21 protein-coding genes are annotated in these 24,352 nt (G+C 65.3%); 17 read left to right on the top strand and 4 right to left on the bottom strand.

Going from position 1 to position 24,352, the window contains the following annotated elements; translation table 11 throughout:
• Positions 1 to 57 precede the first annotated feature (57 nt).
• Together C0Z18_RS04510 and C0Z18_RS04505 are read left to right on the top strand one after the other, a co-directional pair.
• Positions 58 to 378, top strand: coding sequence for a hypothetical protein (locus tag C0Z18_RS04510; RefSeq protein WP_102644176.1), 321 nt, complete (start codon positions 58 to 60; stop codon positions 376 to 378).
• A gap of 19 nt (positions 379 to 397) precedes the next feature.
• Positions 398 to 757: an HrpB1 family type III secretion system apparatus protein gene (locus C0Z18_RS04505; protein WP_102644175.1), complete on the top strand. Its 360-nt coding sequence runs from the start codon at positions 398 to 400 to the stop codon at positions 755 to 757.
• Positions 758 to 1,109: 352 nt separating this feature from the next.
• Here the strand turns inward: C0Z18_RS04505 and C0Z18_RS33755 are convergent, their stop codons facing one another.
• Positions 1,110 to 1,943, bottom strand: a complete 834-nt coding sequence (locus tag C0Z18_RS33755) for a phage tail tip lysozyme (RefSeq protein ID WP_146013929.1) — start codon at positions 1,941 to 1,943, stop codon at positions 1,110 to 1,112.
• Between the two features lie 463 nt (positions 1,944 to 2,406).
• Here C0Z18_RS33755 and C0Z18_RS04495 point away from each other — a divergent pair, with 463 nt between their 5' ends.
• Positions 2,407 to 2,934 (top strand): hypothetical protein, encoded by a 528-nt coding sequence (locus tag C0Z18_RS04495; protein WP_146013928.1) that lies wholly within the window; start codon positions 2,407 to 2,409, stop codon positions 2,932 to 2,934.
• Between the two features lie 103 nt (positions 2,935 to 3,037).
• On the opposite strand, the gene C0Z18_RS04490 is transcribed toward C0Z18_RS04495, so the two are convergent.
• Positions 3,038 to 3,466 (bottom strand): lytic transglycosylase domain-containing protein, encoded by a 429-nt coding sequence (locus tag C0Z18_RS04490; protein ID WP_408646961.1) that lies wholly within the window; start codon positions 3,464 to 3,466, stop codon positions 3,038 to 3,040.
• Positions 3,467 to 3,645: 179 nt separating this feature from the next.
• Positions 3,646 to 5,082, bottom strand: a complete 1,437-nt coding sequence (locus C0Z18_RS04485; RefSeq protein ID WP_102644172.1) for a helix-turn-helix transcriptional regulator — start codon at positions 5,080 to 5,082, stop codon at positions 3,646 to 3,648.
• Positions 5,083 to 5,767: 685 nt separating this feature from the next.
• Here C0Z18_RS04485 and C0Z18_RS04480 point away from each other — a divergent pair.
• The 10 genes from C0Z18_RS04480 (at position 5,768) to C0Z18_RS04435 (ending at position 17,813) form a co-directional block, all read left to right on the top strand.
• Positions 5,768 to 6,784, top strand: coding sequence for a toxin co-regulated pilus biosynthesis Q family protein (locus C0Z18_RS04480; protein ID WP_102644171.1), 1,017 nt, complete (start codon positions 5,768 to 5,770; stop codon positions 6,782 to 6,784).
• Entirely contained in the window at positions 6,784 to 8,526 is a 1,743-nt protein-coding gene (pilN, locus tag C0Z18_RS04475) for a PilN family type IVB pilus formation outer membrane protein (RefSeq protein WP_102644170.1), read from the top strand. The genes C0Z18_RS04480 and pilN overlap by 1 nt, the downstream gene beginning before the upstream one ends.
• 24 nt (positions 8,527 to 8,550) lie before the next feature.
• Positions 8,551 to 9,855: a type 4b pilus protein PilO2 gene (pilO2, locus tag C0Z18_RS04470; RefSeq protein WP_102644169.1), complete on the top strand. Its 1,305-nt coding sequence runs from the start codon at positions 8,551 to 8,553 to the stop codon at positions 9,853 to 9,855.
• On the top strand, positions 9,845 to 10,411 hold the full coding sequence (gene pilP, locus C0Z18_RS04465; protein WP_102644168.1) for a type IV pilus biogenesis protein PilP: 567 nt from the start codon (positions 9,845 to 9,847) through the stop codon (positions 10,409 to 10,411). Before pilO2 ends, pilP begins: the two co-directional genes overlap by 11 nt.
• Before the next feature lie 4 nt (positions 10,412 to 10,415).
• Positions 10,416 to 12,167 (top strand): GspE/PulE family protein, encoded by a 1,752-nt coding sequence (locus C0Z18_RS04460; protein WP_102644167.1) that lies wholly within the window; start codon positions 10,416 to 10,418, stop codon positions 12,165 to 12,167.
• Positions 12,157 to 13,233, top strand: coding sequence for a type II secretion system F family protein (locus tag C0Z18_RS04455; RefSeq protein WP_102644166.1), 1,077 nt, complete (start codon positions 12,157 to 12,159; stop codon positions 13,231 to 13,233). The genes C0Z18_RS04460 and C0Z18_RS04455 overlap by 11 nt, the downstream gene beginning before the upstream one ends.
• Before the next feature lie 90 nt (positions 13,234 to 13,323).
• Positions 13,324 to 13,875 carry a type 4 pilus major pilin gene (locus tag C0Z18_RS04450; RefSeq protein WP_102644329.1) on the top strand — a complete coding sequence of 184 codons (552 nt, stop codon included), beginning with the start codon at positions 13,324 to 13,326 and terminating at the stop codon, positions 13,873 to 13,875.
• A gap of 36 nt (positions 13,876 to 13,911) precedes the next feature.
• Entirely contained in the window at positions 13,912 to 14,391 is a 480-nt protein-coding gene (gene pilM / locus C0Z18_RS04445; RefSeq protein WP_102644165.1) for a type IV pilus biogenesis protein PilM, read from the top strand.
• Positions 14,384 to 16,072 (top strand): shufflon system plasmid conjugative transfer pilus tip adhesin PilV, encoded by a 1,689-nt coding sequence (gene pilV, locus C0Z18_RS04440; protein ID WP_102644164.1) that lies wholly within the window; start codon positions 14,384 to 14,386, stop codon positions 16,070 to 16,072. The genes pilM and pilV overlap by 8 nt, the downstream gene beginning before the upstream one ends.
• Before the next feature lie 19 nt (positions 16,073 to 16,091).
• Positions 16,092 to 17,813 carry a prepilin-type N-terminal cleavage/methylation domain-containing protein gene (locus tag C0Z18_RS04435; protein WP_233217021.1) on the top strand — a complete coding sequence of 574 codons (1,722 nt, stop codon included), beginning with the start codon at positions 16,092 to 16,094 and terminating at the stop codon, positions 17,811 to 17,813.
• Between the two features lie 32 nt (positions 17,814 to 17,845).
• On the opposite strand, the gene C0Z18_RS04430 is transcribed toward C0Z18_RS04435, so the two are convergent.
• Positions 17,846 to 18,946, bottom strand: coding sequence for a type IV pilus twitching motility protein PilT (locus C0Z18_RS04430; protein WP_102644163.1), 1,101 nt, complete (start codon positions 18,944 to 18,946; stop codon positions 17,846 to 17,848).
• A gap of 76 nt (positions 18,947 to 19,022) precedes the next feature.
• Here C0Z18_RS04430 and sctC point away from each other — a divergent pair, with 76 nt between their 5' ends.
• From sctC to C0Z18_RS04410, 4 genes are all read left to right on the top strand, one after another.
• Positions 19,023 to 20,831: a type III secretion system outer membrane ring subunit SctC gene (gene sctC, locus C0Z18_RS04425; RefSeq protein ID WP_408646959.1), complete on the top strand. Its 1,809-nt coding sequence runs from the start codon at positions 19,023 to 19,025 to the stop codon at positions 20,829 to 20,831.
• Between the two features lie 135 nt (positions 20,832 to 20,966).
• Positions 20,967 to 22,049, top strand: coding sequence for a sensor histidine kinase (locus C0Z18_RS04420; RefSeq protein WP_102644326.1), 1,083 nt, complete (start codon positions 20,967 to 20,969; stop codon positions 22,047 to 22,049).
• An 87-nt stretch (positions 22,050 to 22,136) separates the two neighbouring features.
• A complete protein-coding gene (locus C0Z18_RS04415) occupies positions 22,137 to 22,895 on the top strand; it encodes a response regulator transcription factor (protein WP_102644162.1) in 759 nt (252 codons plus the stop codon).
• Complete coding sequence (locus C0Z18_RS04410) at positions 22,892 to 24,328, top strand: type II/III secretion system family protein (protein WP_199189385.1); 1,437 nt, start codon at positions 22,892 to 22,894, stop codon at positions 24,326 to 24,328. The genes C0Z18_RS04415 and C0Z18_RS04410 overlap by 4 nt, the downstream gene beginning before the upstream one ends.
• The last annotated feature ends 24 nt before the right edge of the window (positions 24,329 to 24,352 follow it).

Genomic DNA, 24,352 nt, shown 5'->3' with positions numbered 1-24,352 from the left:
GCGGCTTTGCCTCGGGCGCCTCGTCAAGCGCGCCGTTCACGATCAAGGAGAAAACAAATGAGCTTTATCGGCAATGTCGTCAAAGACGTGGTTCACGACGTGACTCACGCGGCTAGCGATGTCGTCAACGGCGCGGGCAAGGCGCTCGGCGGCCTGGGTGAGATCGGCAAGGGGCTGCTCGATGGCAACCCCAAGGAAGCGCTCAAAGGCGCCGGCGATATCGCCAAGGGCGGCTTCAAGGCGTTCGAAGGCGGCAAGACGCTCGCCGAGGACTTGACGCCCGAAGGCGCCGCCACGACGGTCGCGCTGGCGGGCGGAAAGGAAGCGGTTAAATCGATCACCGGTGGCGGAGCCTCCGTGCCGCCGGCCTCGGCTTGACGGACAGGCGGTGGCGACGATGATGGCCCTGCTCACTGAAATGCCCGCCGACGCACCGGCGATGGCCCAATCGATCATCGAGCATATCGAGGCGAACGAACTCGACGAAGCGGAAACGTTGCTCGCGCAGATGAACGATACCTATCCGCAGACACGCGAAGTGCCGGTCTTCGCGGTGACGATCGCGCTCGTGCGCGGGCGCCCCCACGAAGCATGGCAGCTCGTCAACGGCCTGCCCGACGATCGCTCGCCCGAGCTCAAGGCCATCTGCCTGAAAATGCTCGACGATCCGTCATGGCACGGCTACGCGACGGCGTACGAGGATAGTCCCGATCCCTACGTGCGCCTAGCGATGCGGCGTTTGCTCGGAAGGGATTGATTGACGACGACACGGCCGCCGCCCCCGATCCACGGGGCGGATGCCGGCCGATCACAGATCGCAACGCACTCGTGGCCGCGTCGATGCCGGCCCTTCCTCACGATCCCTCCCATTCAGCGAATGCCGTGGCGGCTCCAACGACGTCCGCCTTTGGCGGTCTCCACGCTCGCTTCATCATCGCGATCCGATCAAACTCGATCCGATGCGAAAGGCTCCCGCTTGCGCGAAACGACGGCTCGGTCGCCGCCTGAGTAATCGACCCACACGACGGACCCAAAAAAATTCCGCCCGAAGCTCGGGCGGGACGGTAACGATAGATGCGGACGTGTCGCGATGGACGCGCGTGTATGACTCAGAGGCCCTGCTGGAAGAATTGCTCGGCGTACTGATCGCGATTTTGCATCTGCGGATCGCTCGCCTGTTCGAAATCCTTGTCCCAATCCAACGCTGCCTGCTCGGGCGTGGAGTCGTTCTTGATATCGCTGATCGTCTTGCTGTAGGTCGTATCGAGTTCCTGGTCCATATACCCGATATTGGCCTGAAGGCTGCCCGGATCGAGCCCGTGGTCGTGGGCATAGTTGATCTCGCCTTGCTTGCGTGCGCCGCCCCATTGAGCAAGACCCCAACCGTTGCCGTTGTCGTCGGCGAAATTGCCGGACGGTGCGCCTTTCGCGCCGCCTTGGTTGATATCGCCCTGAAGCCCGCTTTCCTGCTGCAGGTTGCCGAGCACGCCGGCTGCTTGCGCCGCGTTGAGGCCGTAACGCTGCTCGAGGTTTTGAGTGATTTGAGAGGCCGCATCGCCGCCGGATAGGGTCGGCGGCGCACCGCTGCCGCTGCCAGCACCACCACCGCCACCGCCTACGCCGCCAACACTGCCACCACCGCCGCCGGCTCCACCACCGCCACCACTGCCACCACCGGTATTTGCGACCGGCGCCGGTGCGGGCGGCGGCGCAAACGATGCGGGGCTTGCACCGCCACCACTGCCGCCGCCACCGACTCCGCCCACGCCGTCGTCGCCCGAGCCCGAACCCTGGCTCTGACTGAGGATCTGCTGAAGCTCTTGGATCAAGAGTTCAAGGAATTGCTCGATCTCGTTTTGATTGTCCGAGCCGCCGACGCCGCCCAGGCTGTCGAGGCCGCTCGTATATCCGCTGTTATAACCAAGGACTGCCGTGCTGGACATGATTTTCTCCAGGTGGGAAATGACGGTGTGAGGGAGTTGCCGGCCCGGAACAGCCGAAGCGGGCCGCCGCGAACACTAATTTATTGCGCAGCGCCTGCGCCGCCTTAGCTGACACGAAGTTATCGGCGGATTGACGAAGCGATCTCGCGGTGTACACGGGCGCCGAGCGTGCGGAAGGACAGATCCGCCGCTGTCAACGCGAGTCCTGGAAGTTCGAGGAGAAGCGAACGACTTCGCAATTCCTGTCGTCGCATCGCATCGCGGCCGACTCGTTTCGACCAATGCCAATAACCTGCCATGGCATTCCTCGACATTGCTGCGCAAAGGTGGGATGCGAAAGGCCGCGCCGTTGGCAGTTGAACGATGGCCGACGGCGAGGAACTCGTAATTTCACTCCAGGAGGTCGATCATGGCTAATGACATAGGAAGCATCCCAACCGGCATCGTAGGCAGGATGCGCGAGATGCTCGAACCGAAAATCGGCACGGGCACGGCTAACCCAGCGCAGGCGAAGCAATCTCCTGCGATGCGCAATCCGGGGGGACAGTTGGAAGGCTTGTCCAGCTTCAAGGGGCCGGACAGCGGCGCGTCGGCGGGAGCACCGCGGCGCTCGGGGTTGCCGGGCCAGACGTTGGCGGGCGCCGCGCTTCAGACGGCAAGCCATTTGATGCCGCCCGGACCGGGTTCGATGCTAGCGATGGCGGCGGGCCACGCACTAACGGCTTCGGGGAACCAAGCGCAAACGGCTTTCGCCGGCGACTCGATGGCGTCTTCGGTGATGGGAGGGGGGAACCAAGGGGATGCCGCGGTTGCGCAACATGCGACGCAGGCGGCTGACATGATCCGGCTGCAAGCCCAGATGTCGCAGATCGACAACGAGGGCAAGATAGCCGGGATGTTGATCAATCAGCAAAATGAAGAGGTTTCCACGTTGGCTACGCTTGGGAACGAAGGGACGAAAGCCATGACGAAGGCCGTCACAGGGCAATAACGTTGACGTGAGTCGCGAATGGAATACCGCGGCTCACCGGCTCAACTTTTCTGCTGCTTGGTTTGGAAGGGCTCCCGCCTTGCGGGGGCCCTTGGTCTTTGGTTCAATCGCCCGCATCCGCCGCGCTCATCCGTTCGACGATCGCTTCGATCGATCCGGCATAGCGGTCGCGTTCGGCGGGCGTCTCGGAGTGATAGGCGCCGATGGCGGCCCACGTGTTGCCGTATTTGATCATCATCTTGTGCAAGTGCCAGGCGGCGACGAAGACGCTCAGGCACGGGTTCATGAGATCCGTGGCCGAGACGCCGTAGCGAGAGAGCGTGGGCAGATGGATCGAGTTGATCTGCATCATGCCGTAGTCGGTCGAGCCGTTCCGGTTGCGATGCATCGCGTTGGCGTTGCCGTGCGACTCTTGCCACGCGATGGCGCGCAGCACGATGGGGCTCACGTGCTGATAGGCACCGGCCGCGGCGTAGCAGTCGATGACTTCAGCCCGCGCGGGCGCGGGCCGGGCGGACAGGATGGCGAGCATCAACGCAAGCGCAGGCTTCAGAAGAGGTGGTCGCATGATCGTGTACCCGGGGAGTGCGGCGATGCGCCCGAAAGCGGATATCGCGGTTCAAACAGAAACGCCGCCCGACCCACGCGTTGCGTGCGAATCGGGCGGCGCCGCTTCGAGAAGAAGCCGGACGCGGCAGGCGGCAGCCTGGCTCAGCGGCCCATCGTTTCCGACGGCGCTTCTTGGAACACGCGGCGATAGCCGTTGATCAGCGTCGAGCGATGGCGCACGCCCCACTTGTTGGCCACGTCGAGCAAGCGCGTGACGGGTGCGCCGTCGTCGAGCAGGTCGCCGCGGATGCGCTCCATGCGCTGGCGGCGGATCAGCTCGCTCGGCGACAGGCCCAAGTGGTTCTTGAACGCCGCCTGCATCGCACGCTCGGTGACGCCCACGTGCGAGGCCACTTCGCGCACCGACAAGTCCTTCTGATCGAGGTTGTCCATGAGGTAGCGATAGGCGCGGCGATATTTGGCGGGCAGCCGCGCGCTGACGTCGTCGGAGCGTTGCACCGTGCGCGTGCTCTGCACGTGTTCGCTCGCGACGGCGGGCATCGACATGCTGTCGGCCCGCACGTGCTGGATCGAAGCGAGCGCATAGCGGCCGTAGAACTGCGCGAACTCTTGCGTACGAAGCTGTTGCTGCATGATCTTCGCGCGGCAATAGAGGTAGTCGAGATACCAGCGCGCATGTTGGCTGCCCTGTGCGTTCGCCGCGCCCGAGGTATCGAGCATCGTTTCGGCGAGCGCCGTCGCATGGCCGGCGATCGCGGCGAGCGTGATCTCGAGGCACAGGCTGCGGTGGTAATCGGTGAGGCCCGCTTTGCGGCTCGCGCTCACGTGCTCCTTGAGGCCTTCGCTCGCGGCCGCGTCGCCGCGGGCGAGCGCGACCAGATGGCGCAGGTGCTCGAGCCGGTCGGCCAGTAGCGGCAGCACGGTGCCGTCCGGAGCGCAGTTGCGCATCGGTGCTTGGTCCGGCGCGAATTCGGCGATGACCGAGCGCCAGTAGATGTGATCGGCGAGCCGCTCGGAGCAGTGCAGTTCGTGCTGCGCGAACAGATCGCGGCGCAGCGCTTCGACGAGGTACGTCCAGCGCCGATCGCTATGCGTGGCGGCCAGCGCCGCCAGTTCGCCGAGACGATGGCAAGCGGCTTGGATGAGGCCCAGGTGGAACGAGACGAGCGTGGCGCCGACCAGGCTGTCGAGACGCTGCCGGGGCGTGGCCGCTTTCTCCTCGCCGACGCGCTTGAAGCAGCTCAGCGCCACGCTGAACTGATTGCGGAAGAACGCTTGCCAGCCCGTGTTGCGGCACGAGGCGATGCGCATGCCGTCGCGTTGTTGACGAATCGTCTTTTGCGCGCGGCGATAGATTTCTTCGGCCTCTTCTTGGCGGCCGAGCAACAGTTCGAGATCGCCGTAGATCTGCAGTTGCGCGTAGCTCGGCTGAACCTGCACCGCGTCGGTGTCGGCGTGATGGGCGGCGCTGCGGGCCGCCTCGAAGAATTGGCCATTGAGGAGCTTCGAGGCGACGTCGGTCGGCGTGTCGTCGAAGGAGAGGGCGGAAGCGGCTGCGAAGTAGATCGTCGAGAACATGTCGTGCTCCTGACTCGGTGAGCGGTGCGTTAGTCGGCGTGTAGCCATTCGTGAAGCAGTGAGTGCATGTTTTCATCGCGGACGAACTTTTACCGAGGTTTGTGATGGTTTGTTACCTTCGTTTTAACGTTTGCGCGCAGAAGCGTTTTCGATGAGGAAATCGGCCTTTTCAGGGTGGCGGGCGATCGGTTTCGTCTCGGTTTTTCGACGATTTGTTACGTTCGCCGACGAAAAGCGCTTGAAGTGCCTCGAGCCGCCGTATATCCGCCGCGCGCGAACGCGGCGGTAACACAGTTTCGTATAGGAAATATTTCCGTATTGCGATGGCGAGCGCGGGTGTGCATCACTGCCATTTCTTGGAGGGGAACGCGCAAAGTCTTACTGGGCGGGCGTCTCCAGTATCGACGCGCTCGCTCGCGAGCGCAGAGGTCCAGATGTTGAATATGCAGTGATGATGCCTATTTCAGACGATTTTTTTTTCGCTAAAGCTCTCGAGTAGGTTGCCGTAGACACGGATTGCCACGTAGTACTATCCTGGCGCCGGTTTTCCCATTTCCTACGGCGCTACCTTCAAATTCCTTACGCGCGCTGCCGCATTTTCGGAAAGCATCGATGCGTCGGGAACACGTGCGAGGAGCGGCTTGCCGTAGCCCGCGCGACTGGCGGGGTGCATGGTTTGAGCAGAATGAAAACGAACTTCGCAACAACAAGAGTCGAGTGTGCAATACAAGTGCGTCGCCTGAGCGGTGCAAGCCGCGAGTGGGGGAACACGGGCGAGCGCGGCCGCATCGCTTCAGTCGCGCTCAAAGCGTCGCTATGCTGCGCCTGGTTGTTTTGCGTCACGGCGCACGCATCGGATCGGCAAGTCGTCGTGGAAGGCGGCCAGCGCATGAGCGGTGTCGTGCGTACGAACGGGCACGACGTCCCGCTGTTGCGCGCGCTCGAACAGATCTTGCCGACGAGCTACAGCGTCAATGTGCCCAATGCGGGGGCGTGGGCCGATACGCCCGTGAGCTGGCATGCGGGCGGCGCGGTCACGCACGTGCTGGGTGAAATTCTGTCGGTCGATCCGGCCTTGCAGGCGCGCGTGGATACGGACTTGCGCCTCGTCACCGTGACCGCGCACGCGCGGCCGGCGAGCGCCGATCCGGCGCCGGCCGCGGCCGAGGCGTCATCGGGTGTGAAGGCGCTCATGCCCGTCGCACCGCCGGTTGCACCGCTCGCGTCGGACGTGTCGATGGCGCCGCTCTCCAAGGCTTCGAGCGTAGCGCCCGCGGCGACAGGCTTGCCCGCGGCCCCACCACTGTTGGTGAGCGCGGCGCCTGCCGCTCCATCTACCCCGCATGCCGCGACGCAATTGTTGCCCGTGGCCGCCGAGCCCGCTTCCGCGCCGGCTCCAGCGCCAGCGGTTGCACCCGCGCTTGCACCCGCGGCGCCGCCCGAGCGCACCGAATGGGAGATGCGCACGTCGGACGGCTCCGTGCGCAACGCGCTTGCGCGATGGGCGAGTGAAGCCGGTTGGCAATTCGTCTGGGACGTGCCGACCGATTTCGAGGTCGATGCGGCAGCAAAGATTCACGGCACGCTCGAGCAAGCGCTGCGGCAAGTGACCAATGCGCTGGCCGGCTCGCAAATGCCGATTCAAGTGGTTTTATACAAGGGCAACCGTGTCATGCGCGTCGTCCCGAGAGGAGCAAATTGATGAACGCGCTGCGTCGTCCCCTCGTCGTCGTTGCCGCGTGCTTGTCGCTGCTGGCGGGTTGCACCGGCCTTACTGAAAAAATCGACCGCAACGCGAAGGCGGATACCGCGCGCGCGGATCAACTGCTCGGCAAGGTAGCGGGCGGCGACAATCGCGCGCTGGCCGCTCCGGACGACGTCGTCGTCAAGAACGAGCTTTGGCTATCGGGCAAGACGATCAAGATCGCCAAGAAGTCGACCTTACCCGGTCTATTCGAGGAGGCCGCCAGTTTCGACGGGACCGTCGACTCGCTGCGCGCATTCGCCGATCGAGTATCGCGCCTCGCCCACATGCCGGCGAAAGTGGCGCCGGGCACGAGCGAGGCCGCCATGCGGGCGACGCAGCCCGCCGCCGATACGAGTTCGGGTGGCGGCGCCGCGGCGCCCTATCCGGGTGTGCCGCCGCTGCCCACGGGGCTTTTGCAGGGTCCCTCGCCCGCCACGAGCGCGCTGGGGCTCAACACCACACGTGTTCCCTCCGTGACGACGCCGATCCATATCGTCTACTCGAACGGTACGCTGCGCGGGCTGCTCGATACGGCGGCGGCGCGCTTCGGCGTCTACTGGAAATACGAGGACGGCTCGATCGTGTTCTTCTATACGGCGACGCGCGTTTATCAGGTCGTGGCGATCCCGGGTGAATCGAAGGTCGACACGAACGTCGTCAGCGGCGCAAGCAACAGCGGCGGCACGTCGGGCGGCAACGCGAGCGGCGGCGGAGGCGGCGCGACGAGCGCCAGCGGCGGCGCGGGCGGCGGCTCGTCGAGCTCGCCCTCGGTGTCCTCGGACAACACCGCGAACATCACGATGAACGCACAGCTTTCCGTCTACACGGGCTTGCAAAGCGCGATCAAAGCGATGCTCTCGCCGGCAGGCTCGGTCATCACCTCGCCCGCGACGGGCTCGATCACGGTGACCGATACGCCCGACGTGCTCGAGCGCGTGGGCGAATTCATGGAGCAGCAGAACCAGGTGCTCGCGCGGCAAGTGCTCGTGAACGTCACGGTACTGTCGGTGACGCTCTCGGCGCAGGACAGCTACGGCATCAACTGGACCGCCGTCTACCAAGCGCTCGGGACGCGCTTCGGCATCACGACGGCATTCACGAGCCTCATCCAAAATCCGAGCGAACTCTCGGCGACGGTCATCACGCCCTCGAGCCGCGCCTCGAGCACGTCGGCCATCATCGATGCGCTCTCGACGCAAGGCACCGTGCACCGCAAGACCTCGGCATCGATCACGACGCTCAACGATCAGCCCGTGCCCGTGCAGGTCGCCGAGCAGCAAGGTTATCTCGCGCAGATATCGACGACCAACACGGTCAACATCGGCAGCCAGACTTCGCTCACGCCGGGCACGGTGACGACCGGCTTCAACTTGACCGTTCTGCCGCATATTCTCGACGACGGCACGATCATGATGCAGTTCTACAGCAACATTTCGTCGCTCGTGAGTCTGCAGCCGTTCGGGCCGGCCAACGGGCAGATTCAGCTACCCACCGTCGATACGCGCAACTTCCTGCAGCGGATCGCGGTGAAGTCGGGCCAGACGCTCGTCATCAGCGGGTACGAAGGGATCAACGATCAGAACAACCGTCAAGGCGTGGGCAGTCCGTCGAACTATGCGATGGGCGGCTTCAATGCATCGGGCTCGCGCGAGGTGATCGTCATCCTGCTCTCGCCGATCGCGATCAACGGCGCTTGACGCGCGCGACGGAGCGGATTTCTCATGGCGACGCAAGTCATCCAGATCGGCCGTCAGCGCTTCATTTGCGGCCTATTCTGGCAGTCGCTGTCGCGCCGGCACGAACTTCGTGCCGAAGCGGCGGAGCTCGCAGGGCGCTTGAACTTCGATGCGATGGTGCTGCGCATCGATCGCACGTTCGCGGGCGCCGGTTTCGCGAGCACGCGCGAAGGGGCGCAGCTCGGGCTGCCCTCGCTCGGCGCGCTCGTATCGAAAGCGATCGCCACCGAGGGCGCATTTTACGACGGGCGCCAGCAGCCGGCGCCGAACTGGCTAGGCGCGTTCCTGTTGCCCGACGGGCGCTGGGCCTACTTCGCCGTGCGCGACGGCGCGTTTTTGCCGAACGGCGACTGGATCGGCTCGAGCGAGGAAGTGTTCGAGCGCTTGCATAGCGACTACGGGCTTGGCGGCTGGAACGTCGTGATCGGCGATCCGCAGCTCGAGGTGCAAGGGTTCCACAACTTCTACGCGCGCCGGATCGACGACATGATCCCGCGCCGCGGCGGCAAGCCCCATCTGCCGCGCTGGATCAATCTCACGCGTGCCTCGCGGCGCGCCCCGGTGCGCGAGATGCTGATCGCGGCGGTCGTGCTGGCGGTGCTCGTCGGCGGCGCCACGGGTTACGTGCTGTACCGGCGGCACCGGATCGAAGTGGAGCGCGAACAAGCCTTCGAGCGGATGCGTGCGCAGCTCGCGCTGCAGCAGCCCAAGCCCGTCATACCGCACCCGTGGGCAAGCGAGCCGCGCCCCGATGCGTTCGTGCACGCCTGTCTCGACCACTTCGCGGCCATCGCGCCGGGCGGATGGGACCTCGACGAATACGTCTGCCGTTCGTCGAACGTCAGCTATAGCTGGTCGCGCGGCGGCTCGAACGTGGCGATGCTGATGGCGGCCGAACCGCGCGCCACGATCGATGCCAACGGCGAGCATGCGACCTACGTCGAACCGGTCAGGCTTCCCCCGGGCGGCGATGAAGTCCTAGACGGCATTCACGGCGTGCGCTTGCGCATGTTGTCGGCGTTTCAACTGCTCGGTATCCCGCTGACGTTTTCGCCGGTAAGCGTTGCCGCGCCGGAGCGCGGCCTCGCGGCGCAAACGCTGGATCGGCTCCATCCGGGCACGGCGCAGCCGAGCGCGCCGGCTTGGCAGACGTGGCATCTGTCGGCGCAATTGGGCGAAGTGGGGCCCGACGGCGTCATCAAGTATCTCGACGAGCCAGGTGTACGCATCGAGACGCTTTCGTACAAGTCCGGGCAGTGGACCCTAGACGGAGTGCTTTATGAGAAATAACCGTGCATTGGCTGTATTGGCCGCATTGGCACTCGCTAGTGCGGCCGGGTGGCCGCTCGCGGCATTCGGCGAGGCCAGCGCGACGGCGGCCGACGCCGCGCCGCGCGTGGACGTCGTCCCCACGGCGGCCGCCAAGCAGGCGGCGAACGAATTGATGCGGCTGCAGGAGGACACGCTGATCCTGAAGGCGCAACTGAAGAAGCTCGATGCGCAGGCACAGGTCGTCGAGCGTCAAGAGACGCTGCATCGCATGGGCAGCACCGTGTCGACGTATTCGGACGTGTCGCTCGTCGCCACGCAAAGCCTTGGCAAGCGAATCAGCGCGACGGTGGCGACGAGCGACGGCGCCGAGTTCGACGTCGCGACCGGCGACACGCTGCCCAACGGCATGCGCGTCGCCGCGATCCGCTCCGGTGCGGTCGTGCTCACCGCGGCGGACGGCCATCGGACGACGCTGACGGTATCGGCGAGCGTCCGCGACCCGGCCCGCAACGTGGCGCAAGCCGGCGCGGGCGCGGTGCCGCCTATTCCGACTTACCCGATGCCCGCGAGGTGATGCCATGAGCTCGACCACTCAGCCCCCGGGCGACGGCCCGAAAAGCGTTACGCCGCTCGTGTTGTCGCGCGCGGTGAGGCCGCTGCAAGTGGACGCGGTCGCCCCATCCTCGCCGGTAGCCGGGCCGGTCGCCGTGCCGGTAGCCGTGCCGTTTGCGCAGGAGGCCACGCAAGAGGCGGCGCCGGCGCTCGCCTCGATCGCGCCGCCGCAAGCCGTACCTCAGTCGTCGGTACCGACGGCGCGTCCGCTCTCCGACAGCGGCGAGTTCGCCGCCAGCAACGAGGAGCGCAAATTCCTCTGCCTGCTCGATGACGGCACGCTGCTCATCGCCGAAGGGCACGAGATGAATCCGTTCGTGCTCTCGTACTGCGCCCGTCTGAACCGGCTCAATTGCCGCTACACGACACGGCTCGTCACGCTCGAGGTGATCCGGCGCAGCTATCAGGGCCAACGCCGCGACGGCAGCGGCGAGCGCATCGACCATACGCAGATGCAGGTCATCGCGAAGAACCTGATCGCGCGCGCGTGCGAGGAGCGCGCCTCCGATATCCACATCCGCGTCAACCGCTTCAGCACCGAGATCTTGTTCCGTGTCCACAACGAGCTCGTGCGCGTGTCGGAGCAGACGCGAGAGTACGGCGAGCGGCTGCTCGCGACGCTCTACGCGGCGATGTCGAGCGTATCGGACAACACCTACAAGCCCAACGAACGGCAGGATGCGGCGATCGGCGATCGCGACAAGCTGCCGGACCGGCTCTTCGGCGTGCGCATCGCCACCGCGCCGACAAGCATCGGCAGCGTCATGGTGCTGCGACTGCTCTACAACGATGCGGGCGAATCGACCGACCTGCGCGAGCTAGGCTTCACGGTGGCGCAGGCCAATGCATTCGATATGCTGACGCAGCAGCCGCATGGGATGAACATCATCAGCGGGCCGACGGGCTCGGGCAAATCGACGACGCTGCAGCGCGTGTTGACCAAGCAGCTACGCGAGATGGCCGGCACGATCCACGTGATCACGGTGGAAGACCCAGTCGAGTATCCGATCGAGGGGGCCGTGCAAACCCCGGTCGTCAACGCGCCGACCGAAGAGGCGCGATCGCTTGCTTTCGCCGCGGCGATCGCCAATGCGATGCGGCTCGATCCCGACACGATCATGATCGGCGAGATGCGCGACCGCGCGTCGGCGCAAAGCGCGTTGCGCGCCTCGATGACGGGGCACCAGGTGTGGACGACGGTTCATGCGAACGGCGCGTTGGCGATCGTCGATCGTCTAGTCGATCTCGGCTTGCCGATCGCGATGGTGACCGACGAATCGCTCGTGACCGGGCTCATCAGCCAGCGTCTGGTCAAGCAGCTGTGTCCGCACTGCTCGCGCCCGCTCGCCGATTCGATGGCGCAGCTCGACTTGGGGCTGGTCGCGCGCGTGAAGCGCGCGGTCGGCCCGCGCTTCGATCAGGTGCGTGTGGCGGGGCCCGGGTGTCCGCATTGCAAGAACGGTACGGTCGGGCGTACGGTCGTGGCCGAGCTGGTGCGGACCGACGCGACGTTCTGCGAATTGCTGCGCGCGGGCCGCAAGGCCGATGCGCATCGCTATTGGATCGACGAGCTTTCGGGGCAGACGGTGGCGCAGCATGCGCTCGAGAAAGTCGCGGCGGGCCTCGTCGATCCGCGCATGGCCGAGCGCATCGTCGGGCCCTTGGAGCCGACGACGGGCGAGTTGCAGATGACGCTGGGAACGGGCTATGGCACTTGATGTGAATCGCCGCTGGGCCCGCCTGCAACTCACGACTCAGGCGCGACTGCGGCTGTACCGCAAGATCGCCAAGATGCTTGCGAACGGCCTGCCGCTGCTCAAGATCCTCGAAGAACTCGAGATGCGCGCCTCGCATGAAGGGCGCAAGCCGAGCGAGCCGCTTGCCCTCACGCTCGCCGACTGGCGCGGCATCGTGCAAAACGGCGGGATGCTGGCCGAGGCGATGGCCTGGTGGGTTCCGCATACGGAGCAGATGATCGTTATGGCGGGCGAGCAGTCGGGCCGTTTGGAAGCCTCGCTGCTCAACGTCTGTGCGGTGGTGCAGTACAGCCGGCGCATCCGCACGGCGATCGTAGGCGGGCTGACGTATCCGGCGGTGATTGTTGCCATGACGATCGGGTATGTCTATCTGTTCGGCAAGCTCGTCATTCCGCGCTTCGCGTCGATCGTCAATCCCGAGCATTGGCATGGCGTGGCCAAATCGCTTTATACGTTGTCGCGCTTCGTGCAGAGCGGAATGGTCTATTGCCTCCTGGTGCTCGCCGCGCTTCTGATCGCGCTGTTCTATTCGATGCCGCGCTGGGCGGGGCGCTTGCGCGTTTGGCTCGACCGTTTTCCGCCTTATTCGATCTATCGCCTCATTACGGGGTGTGGCTTTCTCGTGGCGTTCTCCTCGCTGCAGCAGGCGGGCTTCACCGTCGAACGCTCGCTCGACCGGCTGGGCGCCGATGCGCGCCCGTGGCTGCGGCAGCGCATCGACGACATGTTGTTCGGCGTGAAGTCGGGCGTGAACGTGGGCGAGGCGATGAAGAACGCGGGATATGGGTTCCCGTCGGAGGAGATCGTTGACGACTTGTGCGTCTACGCCGAATACAAGGGATTCGCCGAAGCGCTGCACTCGCTCGCGAGCGAGTGGATGAGCGAGGGCGTGGAGACGATCGAGGCTCAGATGCGCGTCGTCAACGGGTTCGCGATCGTCGTGCTCGCGCTCGTGCTGTCGTGGCTCATCACGGGCTTCTTCGGAATTCAGCAGGAAATTGCGGCTATGGCTCGGAGCTTACATTGAGCCTGCCGTGTAATGCAGTGGGTGTGAACGATTGTCGGACCGGGGGGCACGTCTCTTTTCGTGCCGATTGCAGAAATCAAGGAGAGCAACATGACTGTTAAAACCGCGGCATCAATTCGCGCCAAAGCAGCGAGCCGCCGATCGCGACGCGCGCAGCGAGGAGCTTCGCTACTTGAGGCGATCGCGTATCTCGGGATTGCGGCAATCGTCGTGATCGGGGCGGTAGCGCTGCTCAACGGAGCATTTACGAGCGCGGGTACCAACGAGTTGTCGGAGCAGGTCGCCGCGATTCAAGCGGGCGTGAAGAAGCTCTACATGGGGCAGACGCAGGGATACACGGGCATTAGCAATTCGGTATTGGCTTCGGCGGGTGTGTTCCCTAGCACGGTTCCCATTTCGGGTGCGAGCGCGTCAAATAATTGGGGCGGATCCGTTACGGTCAGTTCGTCTTCTCAAGGTACGTTTGACATTGCATACACGAACGTGCCGCCAGCTGTATGCATCAACGCGGTTACTGCCGGAGGTAGTTGGACGCAAATCAAGATCGGCGCCAACGCTGTTACGACCTTCCCGATCACGCCTGCGATTGCGACAACCGACTGTGGCACGTCAGCTGTAGCTATCACGTGGACCTCTAATTGAGCAGACCTGAGTCTCGTTGATTAACTGGGCCCAGCCATGTTCATGATCTGGATCGTCGCCGTGCTCGGGATGCTGACGGGTGCCTACGCGCTCCTCGGGCAGGAATCGACGCCGGTGCCGCAAGGCCCGTCGCCGATGGCGCTCGCGGCGAACATGAGCGAATACCGTCAGGCCGTCGTCGCGTTCGCGCGCGCGAACCCTTCGTTCACCGGCGTCGTGCCGGCCGGCAGCCTCGCGCCGTACATGGGCGCGAACGTCCCCAATCCGATCTGGAAGAACTACGTCCAGCCCAATACAGCGTATACGGGCAGCCTCGTCGTGATCTACGCTTCCTCGCCGGCGGCGCCGGATGCAATCGTCGGCATGGAACAACTCGCACAGGGCTCGATGTTGGCGGGCGTCGCGCTCGGCGCGAACATCGTCTCTCCCGGCAATCCGGCCGTGCCGCTGCCGGCCGCGCTCGCGAACGTCATTCCGAACGGCATGCCGGTATGGATGGCGCAAGCCTATGACTAGGCAGGCCGGCGCGCGCGCATTCGCATCGATACGCCGCGACGATTCGCGGCGCCGCCGTTACACGTCCGGCTTCACGCTGATCGAAATGCTGGCCGTGCTGGCGCTGGCGGCGATCATGATGGCGGGCCTCGTGACGATGATCAACTCGTCGCTCGAAGATACGCGCGGGCAACAGACGGCGCTTTATCAAGCTCAACTGACCGCAGCCGCGACGCGCCTCGTCGAGCAGAACTACACGGCGCTCGCGGCGCAAGCGACGTCGGGCAGCCCGGTGGTGGTGAAGCTGAATGGCACGCCTTATGTGCTTTCGAATTACCTTCCAAGTGGGGTGGGGGGGACGAACGCCTACGGTCAGACGCCGTGCTTACTGATCTACAAAGCGTCGTCGGGCAATGCGCTGCAGGCGCTGCTCGTGACCGAAGGGGGCCAGACGATCCCCGATCCCGAACTCGGCTATATCGCGGCGAACGCGGGGGCGGGCGGCGGAGCGATCCAAGCGATAAACAGCCCGGCGGGGGCCGCCATCGGCGCGTTCGGGAGCTGGAAGCTCGCGCCGCCCAATCCCGCCGGTCAATCATGCACCGGCACGCCCACAGGCGTTGGCCATTTGGCGAGCCTCATTTCCTACGACGGCACGCAAGCGCAAAACGCCGACTATCTGTACCGCGTGGCCGTGCCGGGCAATCCGCAGGCGAACACGATGCAGGTGCCGATCGTACTCGCCCAGCAAACGGACTATGACCCATGCACCCAGTACGGCGCTATTGCAGCCGACGGTTTCGGCAACGTCGTCGACTGCGATCGGACAGAACGGCGATGGGTGCCGAAGGCCTCGTACCACTGGCGCGAAGCGGTGAGTTCGGAAGCCGCCCTCCAGGGCGCGGCGATGCCGGTGCAAGAGGGCGATGTGCGCGTCACGCTCCAAACCCATCGCGCTTACGTCTATAACGGCAATGCTTGGCAAGCGCTGGCCGTCGATGAAGCCGGCAACCTTGCACTCGGCAACACGAATAAGGCTGGCGACCCTTGCCCGCCCTCGCCTCAGCCAGGCGTCGCGGCGCCTGCGCCCAACACGACGCTAGTCTCAACCGATTCTGCCGGGCACGTGATGTCCTGCCAAAACGGCAAGTGGCAAACGCAGAACGATATCGAGATTGCCGACAGCGTAACGCAGTGCCAGATCATCATGGCCAATGCGAACGGCGGCGCCGGTGACTACAACAACTGCTTCGGTCAGCCCGGGGGCGCTTACACGTCCGGCGACTACTCATTTCAATCGAGCAACGGTACGTACTCGTACACCTATCAACGGAAGGTCACACTCGACAAGACCGGCATTATCGTCGCGTCGACATGGGCACATATGAACGACGGCCTGTGCAATGGGCCGACGGGCCATCACGCGCAGATTTCGCAGAGCGTCGACATCAAGAACGGCAGCGGCACCGTCGTGGCGCATACGGAAAGTCAATCGCCGACGCTGATCGACGATTCGGGGGGGATCAACAACTCGCTCACGCAAGGCTTGCAAAGCGACACCTATACCATCGTCGTCACAACCAATTGGGCAACCTACGCCGGCATTACGACGCCGTGGGTCAGCAACTTTTGCGGCGCGGGCAACACAACGATCCAGAACACGCCCATCGCGGCGGGCTGGACCATCAACTCTTACTACTGAGCGCATCCGGTGGGTCAACGTGAATTCTTCGACATCGTGTTTTGCCGCCGGTCTCTCGACGCGAGCGAGCCGCGCGCGCCGGGCGCGCCACGTGTCGCGCGGCTTCACGATGATCGAAATGCTGGCCGTGCTCGCGCTGGCTGCCCTGATGATCGGCGGCGTCGCGACGATGATCAACTCGACGCTCGACGACACGCGCGCGCAGCAAGCGGCGCTGTACCAGGCGCAGCTCACGGCCGCGGCGACGCACTTGATCGAGGGCAATTACACGGCGTTGACGACGCAGGCCACGACGAGCACGCCCGTGGTCGCGGCATTGACGGGCACGACGTACCAGCTTTCCACCTATCTATCGAATGCGACGGGCGCGAAGAACGCGTACGGTCAGACGCCGTGTCTCTTGATCTACGGCACGGCGACACCGGGCGTGCTGCAGGCACTGCTCGTGACGGAAGGCGGCAGCACGATCCCCGATCCGGCGCTCGGCTACGCGGCGGCCAACGCGGGGGCAGGCGGCGGCTCGATTCAAGCGACCAACAACGCCTCGGGCGCGGCCAACGGCGCGTTCGGGAGTTGGTCGGTGGCCGCCCCCAATCCGGCCGGCGCTTCGTGCTCGGGCACGAAGACGGGAACCGGGCATCTGGCGAGCCTCATCTATTACAACGGCACGCAGGCGGCGAGCGCCGATTATTTGTACCGCGTGGCCGTGCCCGGCAATCCGCAGGCGAACACGATGCAGGTGCCGATCGTGTTGGCCACACAGGTGGACTATCAAGCCTGCACGAGCCCGGGCGCGATCGCGGCCGATTCGCTGGGCAACGTGCTCAATTGCGATCGCGCGAGGGCCGTGTGGGTGCCCGAGGCTTCGTTCCACTGGCGCGACGCGGTGAACTCGGAAGCGGATCTGGCCGGCGCGCTGTCGCCGCCGCCTCAACCGGGCGACGTGCGCATGACGCTGCAAACGCATCGTCCCTACGTCTACAACGGCAGCACCTGGCAGGCGCTGTCGGTCGACGAAGCGGGCAACCTCGCGCTCGGCAACGCGCAAACGATCGGCGCGTCCTGCCCGCCGGCACCGCAGAACGCGGCGATCGCACCGGCCTCGGCCAGCACGACACTGATCTCGACCGACGCGCGCGGCCGCGTGCTCTCGTGCCAAAACGGCACTTGGCAGGCGCAAAGCGAAATCAATCCGCTCACGGTATCGACCGATTCCGACTGCGCGATCGACGTGGGCTCGGCAAGCGGCAGCACGAACTTCACGTGCGGCACGGCGCCTTCGGCGCCGCAATACGATCCGGCGATGGGCTATTGGGTTACCGTCGTCAATCGCGGTGTGCCGGCGCTGCCCGCGAACGGGGCAGTTTCGGTCTACGCCTGGGCGCATATGCAGGACGCCTATGTCACCTCGTGCCCGAGCGCGCCGCAGGACTTGAGCAATGGGCAGGGCGCATACGTGACGCTCTACGCGCAACTCATCGACAACGACACGGGCAACACGCTCGCCAGCGCGGTGAATCAGTCGTCGAAGATCGTCGGCGATCTGGCGAACGTCAATTTGAATTTGACGCACGCGCTGCCGAAAAACAATTCGGGCTACACGGTGCGCTTCACGACGTACTGGATCATTTACGGCGGCGCCAACCCAGCGTCCTTCCAGCCGAGCTATTGCGGCACCGGCAACAACATTTTCTACACGCCCGGCGTGGTGACCTCATGGACGATCACGCCGTTCTATTGATGCAAGCGGCCATAGCCGGCCGCCTGCAATCCTCAATGCGGCGCGAGCGTCTGCAGCATCTCGTGCAGCTCGAGCCGGTTGTAGGCGGCGCGCAGCGCGTCGCGCGGCAAGCATTGGTTCTTCGACGCGAGCGAGAACAGGTGCTCGTTGAGCAAGCGCGACATGTTGTCTTCCTTGCGCTTCATGAAATCGGCGAGGAAGGGCAGCTTGCCCGGATCGGTCAGCATGCTGCTGATCTGCTGGTTGTTGTTGAACAGAAGCTCGCTCGCGAGCACGAAGTTCTCGCCGTCCTGAGTGGGCACGAGGCACTGGCAGATGACGCCGATCAAGCAATTGGCGAGCGCGGCCGCGTAGCGCTCGCGCTGCTCGGGCGGAAAAAACGAGAGCAGCCGCGTGAGCGTGCCGATCGCACTGCCCGTGTGCATCGTCGCCAGCACGAGGTGGCCCGATTCGCCGGCTTGCAGCGCCGTCTCGGCCGTCTCCGGATCGCGCACTTCGCCCACCATGATGACGTCGGGCTTTTGCCGCAGTGCTTCGCGCAGACCGGCCGAAAAGCTCGGCGTGTCGTTGGGCACTTGGCGCTGCGAGATGATCGAGGTGCGTCCCTCCAGCTCGTACTCGATCGGCTCCTCGATCGTGACGATGTGGCTGTTGCGCGTGCGGTTGATGTGCTCGAGCAGCGAGGCGATCGTCGTCGTTTTGCCCGAACCGGTGGGGCCCGTCACGAGCACGAGGCCCTTCGCGCTGTCGATCATCGAGCGCACGTAGGCGGGCAGCCCGAGCTTGTCGAGCGTGAGCGGCTGCAGCGGCAGGCGCCGGATCGAGATGACGAGCTTGCGGCCGCCGTTGGTGCGGTAGATGTTGCAGCGAAGACGGCAGCGCGTCAGCACGAACGGGCGGTCGATCGCGCCGCGTTGAAGCAGCGCTTCCCAATCGGGTTCGATCGAGGCGAGCGTCGGCAGCATCTCATCGTAGAGCACCGGTTCTTCGCCGACGGCGAGCCAGCCGCGCGGCGCCTTGATCATGATCGGCCGGTCCTGCTCGATATGAATATCGGTAAACGTTTGTCGCAGGTCGACCAATTCGAGAATCTCGCGCGTCAAGTCGCGACGTTCGTGATTCGGAGCATTCATCGTCAGAGCCCTTCCAATGAGAGATAGTCGGAACTTACATGAAAACTTTGTCGATGTGTCGGAGAAGCAAGCGGCGATGCGTCTCTCCGCCCGTGGGCGGTGCGTCGTGAGCTGGGCGCATAAAGCGGGTACGCTCGCGCTGGCCGCCGCGCTTGCGATCGGCGCCGTCGCTCCGGCCGCGCAGGCCGCGCCCGTGCACTGGAAAGCGTCGATCGTCGATTACGAAGCGCAAGGCAAGGACATCAAGGACGTGCTGCGCGATTTCGGCGCGAGCCAAGGGATCCCCACGCGCATCGCGGCCGACGTGTCCGGTACGGTCAGCGGCAAATTCCGCCTGCCGCCGCGGCGCTTTCTGGATACCCTCGCGGCTTCGTTCGGCTTCGTCTGGTATTACGACGGAGAAGTGCTGGACATCACGACGGCCTCCGCACTGCAAAGCACGCTGATCAAGCTAGACACCGCTGATACCGCGGAGTTGCGTGCCGCGCTCGAGCGGCTGCATGTCACCGACGAGCGCTTCCCGATCGTCTATGACAACGCCCAAGGCACGGCGCTCGTGAACGGGCCGCCGCGCTACGTGCAGATGGTGGCGGACGTCGCCTCGCGGCTCGACAACACGGCGGCGCACCGCGGCGGCACACAGGTTCGCGTCTTTCCGCTCTACCACGCGTGGGCCGAGGACCGCACGGTGCCGATCGATGGGCATCAAGTGACGCTGCAAGGCGTGGCGGCCGTGCTCAACGGCATCTACCATCCGCATTCGGCGAAGGCGGGGGAGAAGAACGCTCAGGGCCAGGGCCAGGGCCAAGGCCGCGCCGCGAACGGCGTCACGCGCAACACGCCGACGAACGACGTCAACGGCAACGCGTACAACGGCCCCTACGTGCCGCCGCCCGTGCCTTCCGGCGCGGCCGGCAAGGGCATGTTCGCGGGGCTGACGGGGCAACCCTCGCCGGCCGTGGCCGCGGCGGTGGGCGATACGCAGCCGCCGCAGAACACGAGCGCGCCGCCCGCGGGCGACGATCAGCTACCGGTCATCGTCGCCGATCAGCGCACGAACTCGGTCGTCGTGCGCGACACCGCCGATCGGATGGACCAGTACGGCAAGCTGATCGATCGGCTGGACGTGAAGCCGCAGCTCATCGAGATCGAGGCGCACATCATCGAGATCGACGACAACGCGCTCGCGCAACTCGGCGTCGATTGGACCGCGCACAACAGCCACGTCGACGTGCAAACGGGCAACGGCACGCTGGCGCAAAGCACTTACAACGGCACGGTCTCGCAAACCTTCGGCCAAACGACGCTGCCCGGTAACTTGCTCGCCGCGGCCACGCCCGTGGGGGCATCGGTCGCCGCGGTGCTCGGCGACGCGGGCCGCTATCTGATGGCGCGCATCTCGGCGCTGCAGCAGACACAAGCGGCCAAGATCGATGCGAGTCCGAAGGTCGTCACGCTGAACAATATCGAAGCCGTGATGGACAACAAGACGCAGTTCTTCGTGCCGGTGTCGGGCTACACGTCGGGCGATCTCTACACCGTCTCGACGGGGATTTCGCTGCGCGTGCTGCCGATGGTCGTGGAAGAAGACGGCCACACGCGCATCAAGCTCGACGTCGCGATCCAGGACGGCGAACTCACGTCGCAAACGGTCAGCAATCTGCCCGTGATCCAGAACAGCACGATCAACACCCAGGCATTCATCGACGAAGGACAGGCCCTGTTGATCGCCGGCTATCGCGCCGATTCGACGACCAACGGCGTCACGGGCGTGCCGGGGCTGTCGAAGATTCCCTTGATCGGCGCCTTGTTCCGCAGCGACAACCATCAAAAGAGCCATATGGAGCGGCTCTTTCTGTTGGCGCCGCGCGTGATTTCACCGTAACCGTCCCCACCGGGGAATGCAGGAGGCCATGTGATCGACCGCCATGACCGTTCAAGCTCGCCGCCGCCCGGCCAGGCCGATGGCCCGCCGGACATCGTTCCCGCGCCCGGCGCCGCGCTCTCGGCCGGATGCGCGATGAGCGAATCCGATCGCCGCATCTCCGACGGCGAGGCGCGCCGCACGCGCGGCGTGCTGTGCGGCTTGCCCTGCGGCGTCGTCGTGCTCGATCGCGCGGGTGCCGTCGTGCACGCCAACGCGCGTGCGCTCGAGATGCTGGCGATGGCGCTGCCTCCAGGCGTGGACTTCGCGGTGGCGCTCAGCGAGCGCTTCGAGATGAGCGACGTGCCGCGCCAGAGCGATCTCGAGGCCGGCCGCGAAGTGCGCGTCGACGAATCGACCTTCTGGATTCAGGCGGGCTCGGGCGCGGACGAGTGCGTGATCGCGGTGACCGACGTGACGCCGTTCGCGCGCTCGCTCGACGAACGCGCGATGTCGCTGCGCTTCTTGCTGCACGATCTGCGTTCGCCGCTCAATTCGATCAGCGCGCTCACGCAACTCGATGCGAGCGACCCGGAGGCGTTCGAGCGCTGCGGCGGCATGCAGCAGATCACTTCGCTCGCCCAGTACGTGCTCTCGCTCGGCGAGCAGTTCATCTTCACCTCGGTGACCGAGCATCTGCACGCACGCGATTTCAAGCGCTTCGATTTGCGCGCGACGCTGCGGCTCATCATCTCCCAGCTCGAGGTCACGGCCGTCTATTGCGGCGTGGGCCTGCATCTTTGGCTGTCCGACAATGCGCCCGTCTGGGTCAGCGGCATGCGCAACTTCGTCGCGCGCGCGATTCAGAACGTCGTCGACAACGCCGTGCGCGCCTCGCCGCGCGGCGAGGCCGTGACGGTCTCGCTGCGCCATGCGGGCGACTATGCCGAAGTGGTCGTCGACGATCGCGCGGGCGGTCTGCCGGGTCTGCTCGAAGGCGAGCGGCTGACCGATTTCGAGAAGCTCGGCAAGCGCACGGCGACCGGCTTCGGGCTCGGGCTCAAGCTCGCGGTGCAGATCGTCGGAATGCATGGTGGCGCACTTTACGCCGAACGCAACGAACAAGGCGGTACCATGTTCGTGCTGCGGCTGCCGTGCTTGAACCTCGCGGCTGCAAAGCCGCCCGCCACATCGCTCGTCGATGCGGACCGGGCGCTGCGCGCGGGGCGAAGAGATTGAGGCGAGTGGCCGTGGCCCGTGCGGCACGCCGCGCTCATCGAAGCGAGAGCCGCCGCCTGCGTTCCCCCGTCACGATCAAAGGTTGACATGAAATCGCTTGCAGGCAAACCTGTACGCATCCTATTCGTCGAGGACGACGTGGCGCATCACGCGCTCGTGAACTCCTGGCTCAAGAGCGAGGGCTACCACATCGACGCCTTCCACAACGGGCTCGAGGCGCAGCAGTTTCTCGCCGAACACTGGGCCGATCTCGCTATTCTCGACTGGGACTTGCCCGGTGTTTCGGGCGACAAGCTGCTCCAGAAGATCCGCAGCCGCTCGCAGTCGATCATGCCGGTGATTTTTCAGACGGTGCATTCGGACGAGGCCGACATCGTGCGCATCCTCGATGCCGGCGCCGACGACTACCTCGTCAAGCCGTACGACCGTCAGGTCCTGCTCGCGCGTATGCGCGCGCTTTTGCGGCGCTTCGCGCCCATGCAGACGCAGGGCCGCAAGATGCTCATCGACGATTGCGCGCTCGATCAGCAGGCGCGCTCGCTCGTGGTCGAGGGCAAGGCGCACAGGCTCGGCACCAAGGAATTCGACATTCTCTGGCATCTCGCGCGCCATATGGGCGCTGTCGTGCTACGGCAGGATTTGATGAGCGTCGTTTGGGGCTGGAACGCGGCAGTGCAAAGCCGCTCGGTCGATATGTACGTCAGCCGCTTGCGCGGGAGCTTGAAAGCGGCCGGCGTCGGCTGGACCGTGCAGTCGGTCTATGCAACGGGCTATCGCTTGACGCTCAAGCCCGATACAGATACCGGTACCGAGGCGCCGCCCGAGCTGCCGGACGCATCGTCATGAGCGCCAATAACCGGCGCCGTCTCGTGCCTGTCGCACCCGTCGTAAGTGGTGCACTTGCCATGCTTGCATGCGCAGCATGCATGCAGGCGGTCGCGGCGCCCGTCGACTGGGCCGGCCAGCGCTTCGTCTATCGCACCGACGGCGCAAGCGTGGCCGACGCGCTGCACGTGCTCGCGGCGGGCCAGCAACTCCCGCTGCGTATCGACGGGCCGGTGCAGGGCGTGGTGAGCGGACGCTTCTCGATGCCGCCGCAACGGTTTCTCGATGTGCTCGGCCGCTCGTACGGCTTCGTCTGGTATTACGACGGCGCGGCGCTGCGCATTTCGCCGGCGAGCGCGCAGCAGCACATCGCCATCCGCCCGAATTTCGTCTCGGCGAGCGCGTTGCGTGCGTCGCTCGAGCAGGCCGGCGTCACCGATTCCCATTTCCCGCTCGCCGTCGATGCACTCGCTCAAACGGTCGACGTGAAAGGCCCCGCGACCTACGTCGCTCGCATCCGCGATGCGGCCGAGCGCTTCGAGCACGACGCGCGAAAGCGCGTACGCACGAGCGTGCGCGTGTTTCGCCTAACGCTCGCGCACGCCGCCGACGAGATACGCATGATCGATGGCCGCCGCATCGTCGTGCCCGGCGCGGCGACGCTGCTGCGCCGCCGCTTCGAGCCGCATGCCGCCCCGCTCGCGGGCCCAGACGCTGTGCAAGCGCCGGGCGCCGGCTCGACGGAAGTCGTGCAATTCGACGAGGGCTTGCCCGCGATCGAGGCCGATGCCGCGACCAATTCGATCCTGATCCGCGACAAGGCGGACCGGATCGATGCCGACGGCGCGCTCGTCGCCGACCTCGATCAGCCTGCGCGTTTGGTATCGGTGCAGACCTGGGTCATCGATGTCGATGCGGACGCATTCGGCTCGCTCGCCGCGGCGTTGCCGCCGGCCCTATCGGCCACCGGCAGCGCTTCATCGGACGCGGCGAGCTTTGGCGTCGCGCCCGATCGCGGCCGTGCGCTGCTCGCGCAGTTGCAGGCGCTGGCAGCGAGCGGGCAGGCCGGTATCGAGGTCTCGCAAACCGCCCTGACGCAGGATCGTTCACCCGCCGTCATCGACCGTCACGAAGCGCGTCTCGTGCAGCGCGAGCAAGACGGGGAGAGCGGGGACGGCGGCGGCGCGGATGGATCGGCCGATCTATGGCTTTCGGTGGAACCGGTCGTCGATGGCGTCGCCGAGTCGGTGCAGCGTATCGGCTTGCGCGTCGAGCTCGGTCATCGCGACGACGCTCGCCGCTATCGCAGCGTCGACGCGAGTGTGGCGCCGGGCGAATGCCTCGTCGTCGAGGGGGCGCCGCGCCGGGTCGCGCCGGCGAGCGATTCGGACGAATCCGGCAAGGGGCGGCTGCGGCGCCGCCTCGTACTGCTGGTCCCGCGCGTGGCGGCCTAGCGACGCGCCGCGCGGGCGCAGGAT

The sequence above is a fragment of the Trinickia dabaoshanensis genome, from assembly GCF_002879885.1.
Classification (GTDB): domain Bacteria; phylum Pseudomonadota; class Gammaproteobacteria; order Burkholderiales; family Burkholderiaceae; genus Trinickia; species Trinickia dabaoshanensis.
This window is presented reverse-complemented; position numbering and strand designations above follow the sequence as displayed.